This window comes from Streptomyces sp. HSW2009, from assembly GCF_040240285.1.
In the GTDB taxonomy this organism is placed as follows: Bacteria; Actinomycetota; Actinomycetes; order Streptomycetales; family Streptomycetaceae; genus Streptomyces.
On sequence record NZ_JBEHZD010000337.1, the window covers coordinates 1 to 8857 of the forward strand.

4 protein-coding genes are annotated in these 8857 nt (G+C 72.8%); all 4 read left to right on the forward strand.

The annotated features are described in order from the left end of the window. The first annotated feature begins 134 nt into the window (after positions 1–134). The 4 genes from AAHZ94_RS22475 (at position 135) to tmk (ending at position 8825) form a co-directional block, all read left to right on the forward strand. Entirely contained in the window at positions 135–1721 is a 1587-nt protein-coding gene (locus AAHZ94_RS22475) for a DUF7059 domain-containing protein (RefSeq protein ID WP_349994785.1), read from the forward strand. A gap of 582 nt (positions 1722–2303) precedes the next feature. Continuing rightward, positions 2304–2501, forward strand: a complete 198-nt coding sequence (locus AAHZ94_RS22480; protein ID WP_349994786.1) for a hypothetical protein — start codon at positions 2304–2306, stop codon at positions 2499–2501. Positions 2502–2765: 264 nt separating this feature from the next. Then, positions 2766–5663 (forward strand): type I DNA topoisomerase, encoded by a 2898-nt coding sequence (topA, locus tag AAHZ94_RS22485; protein ID WP_349994787.1) that lies wholly within the window; start codon positions 2766–2768, stop codon positions 5661–5663. A gap of 477 nt (positions 5664–6140) precedes the next feature. Then, positions 6141–8825, forward strand: a complete 2685-nt coding sequence (gene tmk, locus AAHZ94_RS22490) for a dTMP kinase (protein WP_349994788.1) — start codon at positions 6141–6143, stop codon at positions 8823–8825. The last annotated feature ends 32 nt before the right edge of the window (positions 8826–8857 follow it).

Consider the following 8857-nt stretch of genomic DNA (forward strand, 5'->3'; position numbering starts at 1 on the left):
CCCCCCCCCCCCCCCCCCCCGCCGGCGGGGCGGCCCCCCCCCCCCCCGCGCCGGGGCCCCCCCCCCCCCCCCCCCCCCCCCCCCCCCGGGGCGCGCCGCCGCCCCTTCCCCGATTGTCAGTGGTTGCCCTGACAATGGGGACCGTGAGTACGCACCACTTGCCTACCGTCCATCCGCAGCGCATCGAACGCCTCCGTGGCGCGCTGCTCGCCGCCGACTTCACCGCCGATGGTCTCCTCGACCTGTTGGGCGCCCCGGCCTACGCCGCCCTGGGGCGCAGCGAGACCGTTCCCGCGCTGCGGGCCACCGGCGGGGACGGGGCGCTGGAGACGCTGGTCCGACTCTTCCTGCTGCAACGCCCGGTGGCGGCCGACCGGGCTGCGGCCGTGCTCCCGGTTGACGACTGCCTCACCGACGGCTGGCTGGTGCGCGCCGGGAGTGGCGGTGCGGTGCGGGCGAGCGTGGACGTGCGGCCGTACGGCGGTCCTGACGGCGAGGACTGGTGGATCGTCTCCGACCTGGGCTGCGCGGTCGGGGGCGCCGGCGGCATCGCCGCCCACTCGGGGGCGCACGCCGGCGGAACCGAGCCCGTTGAAGCAGGTCAGGGCGGTGTGCCCCGCTCGGAGCTGGTGTTGGGGGTGGGTGGCGCATCCACCACGCTCGCCGGGATCACGGTGCGCCAGCCGGTGGGCCGGGTGCTCGATCTGGGCACCGGGTCCGGCATCCAGGCGTTGCACGCCGCGCAACATGCCACGAGCGTGACGGTGACCGACCGCAATCCGCGCGCCCTCCAGTGCGCGCGGCTCACGCTCGCCCTGTCCGGTGCCGCCGCGCCGGACGCGCGCGAGGGTTCGCTGTTCGAGCCGGTGCGCGGCGAGGCGTACGACCTGATCGTCTCCAATCCGCCGTTCGTCATCTCGCCCGGCGCCAGGTTCACCTATCGGGACGGCGGCATGGGCGGCGACGACCTGTGCCGGACGCTGGTGGAAGGGGCCGCCGAGCACCTGACGGACGGTGGGTACTGCCAGTTGTTGGCGAACTGGCAGCACGTGGCGGGCCAGGACTGGCGGGATCGGGTCGCCGGTTGGGTGCCGCAGGGCTGCGACGCCTGGATCATCCAGCGCGAGGTGCAGGACGTGACGCAGTACGCGGAGTTGTGGCTGCGCGACGGCGGCGACCACCAGGGCGACCCGCAGGCGTACGCGGAGCGGTACGACGCCTGGCTGGATGAGTTCGCGGCCCGTAGGACCACGGCCGTCGGCTTCGGCTGGATCACGCTGCGCAAGTCCGGCGCCGACCGCCCTGCGGTGATCGCCGAGGAGTGGCCGCATCCGGTGGAGCAGCCGCTGGGCGAGGCCGTCCGGGCGCACTTCCAGCGGCAGGACTTCCTGCGGGCCACGGATGACGCGGGGCTGCTGGCGACCCGCTTCCGGCTGGCGCCCGAGGTGGTGCAGGAGCAGGTCGGGCTGCCGGGCGCGGAGGACCCGGAGCACGTGGTGCTGCGGCAGAACCGCGGGGTGCGGCGGGCGACGAAGGTGGACACGGTGGGGGCCGGTTTCGCTGGGGTTTGCGACGGTTCGCTGAGCGCCGGCCGAATCCTGGACGCCATCGCCCAACTGCTCGGGGAGGACCCGGTGCAACTGCGTGACCGTACGCCGGAGGCCATTCGACTGCTGGTGGAGCAGGGCTTTCTGGAGCCGGTGGGGGAGACGGGCGTGTAGGGGGAGGGGCGCGGCGGGCGCGTTGGGGGACGGCTGGGGCGGCAGGGAGCACGACGGGGGCGGGCCGGAGCACGTTGCCGGCCGGGAGCGGTCGGCGGGCCCGGGCCGGGACGAAGGCGCTCCGGAGGAGACGGTGCAGTGGGCTCCCGGGCGAGCCCGACGGAGGGGGCGAGATGGGGTACGGACGCGCGGGCGATGAGGAAAACCCCAGGTGGGCGGGGGTGAGCGCGGGCGCGGCAGCCGTCGCAGGTGGGTCGGCGGGGGCCTGCTCGGCGGCGGGGGCGGGGCCGCGACCGGAGTTGCGGCCTGGGCCGCGACCGACGCCGGTGCGTACGCGGCCGGCTGCCCGGGTGGGGCGGCGGCCCGGCGGTCGGCGCTGCGTCTCGGTGATGGACGGCATAGCCGTCCCTGGCGGAAGGTGATCGTCGGCGAGCGCGGCGGGCCCGTGGAGCCAACGGCTGGACCCGGCCGAGGCTCGGCCGAAAATGAGCGGCGGCCGGCCCGGGCGCGGCGGCGGGCGGCATGTGAGGACGTTCACGTGGCGTTCGTGCGAAAGCCGCGCTCGCGTGCCACCCTCCTCGTATGGAGAGTGGACCCGCAGTCTTCGCCGGTACAGCATTCGCGCTGTTCGGCGTCGGGCTGCTGCTGTGGACGGCGGTCCGGCTGCGGCAGCGCCGACCCGTTCTCGACGGTTCGCATCCGACGACCGCAGCGGTCCTCTCCACCGTTCTCGGCGCCGCCGCGCTCACCGGCGGAATCTGGTGCCTCGGCTCGATCTGAGCGGCTCATCGACCCGGCGGAGTGCTGGCCCGTGCGGCATGCAGCACGCTTGTCGGGTTACCGTGACAGCGCCTAGGCGGTGCGCGGCTGAGGAGTGGCGAGGCGACCATCGGCTTACCCTTCGAGTGGCGTTGCGGGCTTTTTCCGTTTGACACCGGGGCGGGAGGTACCGTCACACTCCGCAGCGTCACCGTATTGCCACTGCGAGCACCTGTACGCGTGGTAGCCCAGGCCACCGAGCGTCGACCGGAGAGAAGAGCGAAGTTGTCCCCGACCAGCGAGACCGCGAAGGGCGGCAGGCGACTCGTGATCGTCGAGTCTCCTGCCAAAGCGAAGACGATCAAGGGCTACCTCGGCCCTGGATACGTGGTCGAGGCGAGCGTCGGACACATTCGAGACCTGCCGAACGGCGCTGCCGAGGTCCCCGCGAAGTACAAGGGTGAACCCTGGGCGCGCCTCGGCGTGAACGTCGACGCCGACTTCCAGCCCATCTATGTCGTCAACCACGACAAGAAGGACCAGGTCAGGAAGCTCAAGGAGCTGCTGGCCGAGTCGGATGAACTCTTCCTCGCCACCGATGAGGACCGCGAGGGCGAAGCCATCGCGTGGCATCTGCAAGAGGTGCTCAAGCCCAAGGTCCCGGTGCGCCGGATGGTCTTCCACGAGATCACCAAGGACGCCATCCGGGCCGCCGTGGCCAATCCGCGCGAGCTGAACCAGCGTCTGGTCGACGCCCAGGAAACCCGCCGCATCCTCGACCGCCTCTACGGCTACGAGGTCTCGCCGGTGCTGTGGAAGAAGGTCATGCCGCGGCTGTCGGCGGGCCGCGTGCAGTCGGTGGCCACCCGGTTGGTCGTGGAGCGGGAGCGGGAGCGCATCGCGTTCCGCTCCGCCGAGTACTGGGACCTGACCGGCACCTTCGCCACCGGCCGGACCGGTGACGCGAGCGACCCCGGCACGCTGGCCGCGCGGCTCGCTTCGGTGGACGGCCGCCGGGTCGCACAGGGCCGTGACTTCTCCTCGATCGGGCAGCTCAAGGACGGTTCCGCGGTACTGCACCTGGACGAGGCGCAGGCCCGCGCGCTCGCCGCGGCGCTTGCCGACACCCAGTTCGCGGTGCGCTCGGTCGAGTCCAAGCCGTACCGCCGCGCCCCGTACGCCCCGTTCCGTACGACCACGCTTCAGCAGGAGGCCAGCCGCAAGCTGGGCTTCGGTGCCAAGGCGACCATGCAGGTGGCGCAGAAGCTGTACGAAAACGGCTTCATCACCTATATGCGTACCGACTCCACGACGCTCTCCGACACGGCGATCAACGCCGCGCGGACGCAGGTCACGCAGTTGTACGGGGCGAACTACCTGCCCGACAAGCCGCGCAGCTATGCGGGCAAGGTCAAGAACGCGCAGGAGGCGCACGAGGCGATCCGCCCGTCGGGCGACCGGTTCCGCACGCCCGCGGAGACCGGGCTGACCGGTGACCAGTTCCGGCTCTACGAGCTCATCTGGAAGCGGACCGTCGCTTCGCAGATGAAGGACGCGGTCGGCAACTCGGTGACGGTGCGCATCGGTGGGCTGGCCAGCGACGGCCGGGACACCGAATTCACCGCGTCCGGCAAGACGATCACCTTCCACGGCTTCATGAAGGCGTACGTCGAGGGGGCCGACGACCCGAACGCCGAGCTCGATGACCGTGAGCGCCGGCTGCCGCAGGTCGCCGAGGGCGACCGGCTGACCGCCGAGGAGATCTCGGTCGACGGCCACGCGACCAAGCCGCCGGCCCGCTACACCGAGGCGTCGCTGGTCAAGGAGTTGGAAGAGCGCGAGATCGGCCGCCCGTCCACGTATGCGTCCATCATCGGGACCATCCTGGACCGGGGCTACGTGTTCAAGAAGGGCACCGCGTTGGTGCCCTCCTTCCTGAGCTTCGCCGTGGTCGGACTGTTGGAGAAGCACTTCGGCCGGCTGGTCGACTACGACTTCACGGCCAAGATGGAGGACGATCTCGACCGCATCGCGGCCGGTCAGGCCCAGTCCGTGCCGTGGTTGCGACGCTTTTACTTCGGTACTGACCAGGACGCCGGTCAGATTGCGGGCGACGCCACCGCGACGCCCGGCACCGGAGCGGACGGCGACCATCTCGGCGGACTGAAGGAGCTGGTCACCGACCTCGGCGCGATCGACGCCCGCGAGGTTTCCTCGTTCCCGGTCGGCAACGGCGTGGTGCTGCGGGTCGGCCGGTACGGCCCGTACGTGGAGAAGCCCTCCGACACCGAGGGCGAGCCGGGCCAGCGTGCGGACGTGCCCGCCGACATGCCGCCGGACGAGCTCACGGTGGAGTACGCGGAGGAGCTGCTGGCCAAGCCCAGCGGTGACTTCGAACTCGGTACGGACCCGGACACCGGGCGTCAGATCGTGGCCAAGGACGGTCGGTACGGACCGTATGTGACCGAGGTGCTGCCCGAGGGCACTCCGAAGACCGGCAAGAACGCGGTCAAGCCGCGCACGGCGTCGTTGTTCAAGTCGATGTCGCTGGACACGGTCACGTTGCAGGACGCGCTGAAGCTGATGTCGCTGCCACGGGTCGTCGGCGTCGACCCGCAGGGCGGCGAGGAGATCACCGCGCAGAACGGTCGCTACGGCCCGTATCTGAAGAAGGGCACCGATTCGCGGTCGATCGAGTCCGAAGACCAGATCTTCTCGATCACGCTCGATCAGGCGCTGGCCATTTACGCACAGCCCAAGCAGCGCGGCCGGGCCGCGGCCAAGCCGCCGCTGAAGGAACTGGGCACCGACCCGGTGAGCGAGCGGCCCGTGGTGGTGAAGGACGGCCGGTTCGGCCCGTACGTCACCGATGGCGAGACCAACGCCACGCTGCGCCGCGACGACGATGTCGAGACCATCTCGCCCGAGCGCGGCTACGAGCTCCTCGCGGAGAAGCGCGCCAAGGGGCCGGTGAAGAAGACGGCCAAGAAGGCGCCGGCGAAGAAGGCCGCCGCCAAGAAGGCCCCGGCGAAGAAGACCGCGGCGAAGAAGACGACGGCGGCCAAGAAGACCACCGCGAAGAAGACGACGACGGCCAAGAAGGCGACGGCGTCGGCGACGAAGGCCACGGCCGCGAAGAAGACCGCGGCGGCGGCGAAGCCGTCGGGTGAGGCGGCCGAGTAGTCCGCCCCGTACGGCCTGGCCCCGCCGCTGCTCGCAGCGCTGCCGACACTTCCGGCGCCTGCGCCGCACCGCCTTCGGCCCCCGCCCGCGCGTTCCGACGTGTGGGCGGGGGCTTTGGCTTGGTTGGGCACGGGGTGGCTGGGCCCGTTGGGCTCGGGGCGGCTGGACCTGGCGGGCCGGGACCTCGTAAACGGCCTGGTGCTGGTGCTGGTGCTGGTGCTGGTGTGCGTGGGGGCGGGGCGGGCCCGGAGTGCGCGGAGGCGTGCGGAGGGGGCGGCGCACGAGCCGCACCGCGTTCGAACGGGCGTTCGCAGTGGGTTCGGGGCGTGCGATGTGCCGTCGCGCCCCTTCGTGGAGGGTTTGCGCGATGGGTTTGTCGCTTCCTGGGTGACTTGTCCTGCGTGATCCTCGGCACCGCCCCGGGCATACGTTCGGGCTCGGGCACGGTAATTCGTGTGACCCCGATAGGCTGGCTGGATGACGCGAACCGAGCAGCCAACGGCCGTCAACCCCCCTGCCGACGCTCTCGCCACGGACTCCCGCGAGCGCGCCGTACGAGCGTTGCTGCATTTCCCGCCGCTGCGCCGACTGTGGAGCGCGCAGTTCGTCAGCGGCATCGGCGATGCGCTCTCCGTACTGGTGCTGCTGGCGCTGTCGTTCCAGGCGGCCGTCGCGGCCGGCTCGTTCGGCGGCGGCTACCGCGGCGTGGCGTTGGCCGTGGCCGCGGTGTTCGGCGCCAGGTTGCTGGCGACGCTGTTGTTCGGCGCGGTCCTGCTCGGGCCGCTGGCCTCGCTCATCGGCCCGGCCGGGCCGCTCGACCGCCGCTGGACCATGATCGGCGCCGATGGCGTACGGCTGGCGCTGCTCGTGATCGCCCCGTTGTGGATCGACTGGACGCCCTCCGACGCCCTGGCGTCGTTGCTGGTCACGGCGTTCGTGGTGGGGGTCGCCGAGCGGCTGTGGACGGTGGCCAAGGAGGGCGCGGCCCCCGCGCTACTGCCTGCGCCGCCGCCCGAGGGCGCCGCGGTCCGACCGCTGCCCGACCATCTCGACGCGCTGCGCAGGCTCTCGCTCCGCACCACCGCCGTGACGCTGCCGATCGCCGCCGCGGGCATGATCGCCATCACCCTGGTCAGCAATCTGCTGGGCTCCGGCATCGACTGGTTCCACCAGCACCAGCCCGCGCTCGCCTCGTACGTGGCCGCCGGGCTCTTCGCCGCCTCGGTCACCGTCCTCTACTTCATCGAACTGCCCGGCGCGCAGGCCACGCGTGCGCGCTCCCCGCTGGAGGGGCTGCGCCGGCCCAAGGCGCCGGTGCGCGGGGCGGCCGACGCCGGCAGCGTCCGCGCCACCGCGCCCGACAAGGGGCGTACGGGAGCGCTCGGGGTTTTGGTAGCGGCCTGTGCTGCTGTGGCCGGGGCGATGGCTGCGGCCTTCGGCGTCACACCGCTGCAAGCCGCTGACCTCGGCGGCGGGCCCGTCGGGTTCGCACTGCTGGCGCTCATGATCGCGGGCGGCCCGGTGATCGGGGTGCGCTGCGCGCCGCGGGTGCTGCCCACGCTCTCCCGCCGCCGACTGTTCGCCTTCGCGATCGCGGCAACCGGCCTTGCGCTGCTCGCCACCGGCCTGGTCCCCGACCCGGCGACCGTACTGGCGCTCGCGCTGCTCGCCGGCGTCGCGGCCGGCGTCGCGGCCAACACCGGCCACACGCTGCTCGACCAGGAGACGGAGGAGACGCGCCGGCTGCGGACGACCGAGCACCTGCACGCGGTCGTCCGGGTCGCACTCGCGCTCGGCGTCGTCGTCGCCCCGCTGCTGGCCGCCGCGATCGGCCCGCACCGTTTGCAGAACGGCGACTTCGTGTTTGCGCACGGCGGCGCAGCGTTCACGCTGATGCTGGTCGGCGCGCTGCTGCTGCCGGTCGCTGCGCTGGTGCTGGGCAAGACCGACGACCGGCAGGGCGTACCGCTCCGCCGCGACCTGCGCGATGCAGTGCTCGGCGGCGAGCCCGCCCAGGCCCCCGCCGCGCGCGGCTTCTTCCTCGCCGTCGAGGGCGGCGCCGGGGCGGGCCAGTCCACCCAGGTGACGGCGGTCGCGGAGTGGATTCGCAGCAAGGGCCACGAGGTGGTGGTGACGCGCGAGCCCGGCGCCACCGCGATCGGCAAGCGGCTGCGGTCGATCCTGCTCGACGTCGCCAGCGCGGGCCTGTCCCACCGCGCGGAGGCCCTGCTGTACGCGGCGGACCGCGCGGAGCACGTGGACTCCGTCGTACGGCCGGCCCTGGAGCGCGGCGCGGTCGTCATCTCGGACCGTTACATCGACTCGTCGGTGGCCTACCAGGGCGCCGGCCGTGACCTGTCCCCGACCGAAGTCGCCCGCATCTCCCGCTGGGCGACGGACGGCCTCGTTCCGCATCTGACGGTGCTGCTGGACGTCTCCCCCGAGGCCGCCCGCGAGCGGTTCACGGAGGCGCCCGACCGGCTGGAGTCCGAGCCGGCCGAGTTCCACCAGCGGGTACGGGCCGGCTTCCTCGCCCTGGCCGCGGCCGACCCCGCGCGCTACCTGGTGGTCGACGGCGGCCAGGAACCGGAAGCGGTCAGTACGGTCGTACGGCACCGTCTCGACCACGTACTGCCACTGTCCGAGGCCGAGATCCAGGCCCGTGAAGAGGCCCGCAGGAAGGCCGAGGAAGAGGCTCGCCGCAAGGCCGAGGAGGAGGCCGCGCGCAAGGCCGAGGAAGCGCGGCTTGAGCGCGAGCGCGAGGAGCAGTTGGCCAAGCTGCGGGCCGAGGAAGCGGAACGCAAGCGCCGCGAGGCCGAGGAGGCCGAGCGCCGGGAGGCGGAGCGGCAGGCGGAGGAGGCGCGTCAGCGGGCCGAGGAAGCGCGCCGGCTCGCCGATGAGGAGCGCGAGCGCCGCGAGGAAGAGGAGCGCGTCCGCCAAGCGGAGGAGCGGGTTCGGCAGGCGGAAGAGGCGCGTCGCCGCAGGCAGGAGGCGGAGGAGGCGCGGCTGCGTGCCGAGGCCGAGGAGCGCCGGCTGGAGAAGCAGCGCAAGGCGGAGGAAGCGTTGCTGCGGGCGGAGCGGACGCGACTGGCCGCGGAGGCCGCGGCGTTCCAGGAGCCGGGCGTGGACCGGCCCGCGGCGGGGGCGCAGTCGGCGTCTTAGGCAGCACACGCGCGCGGGGCGGCCGCGGGGGG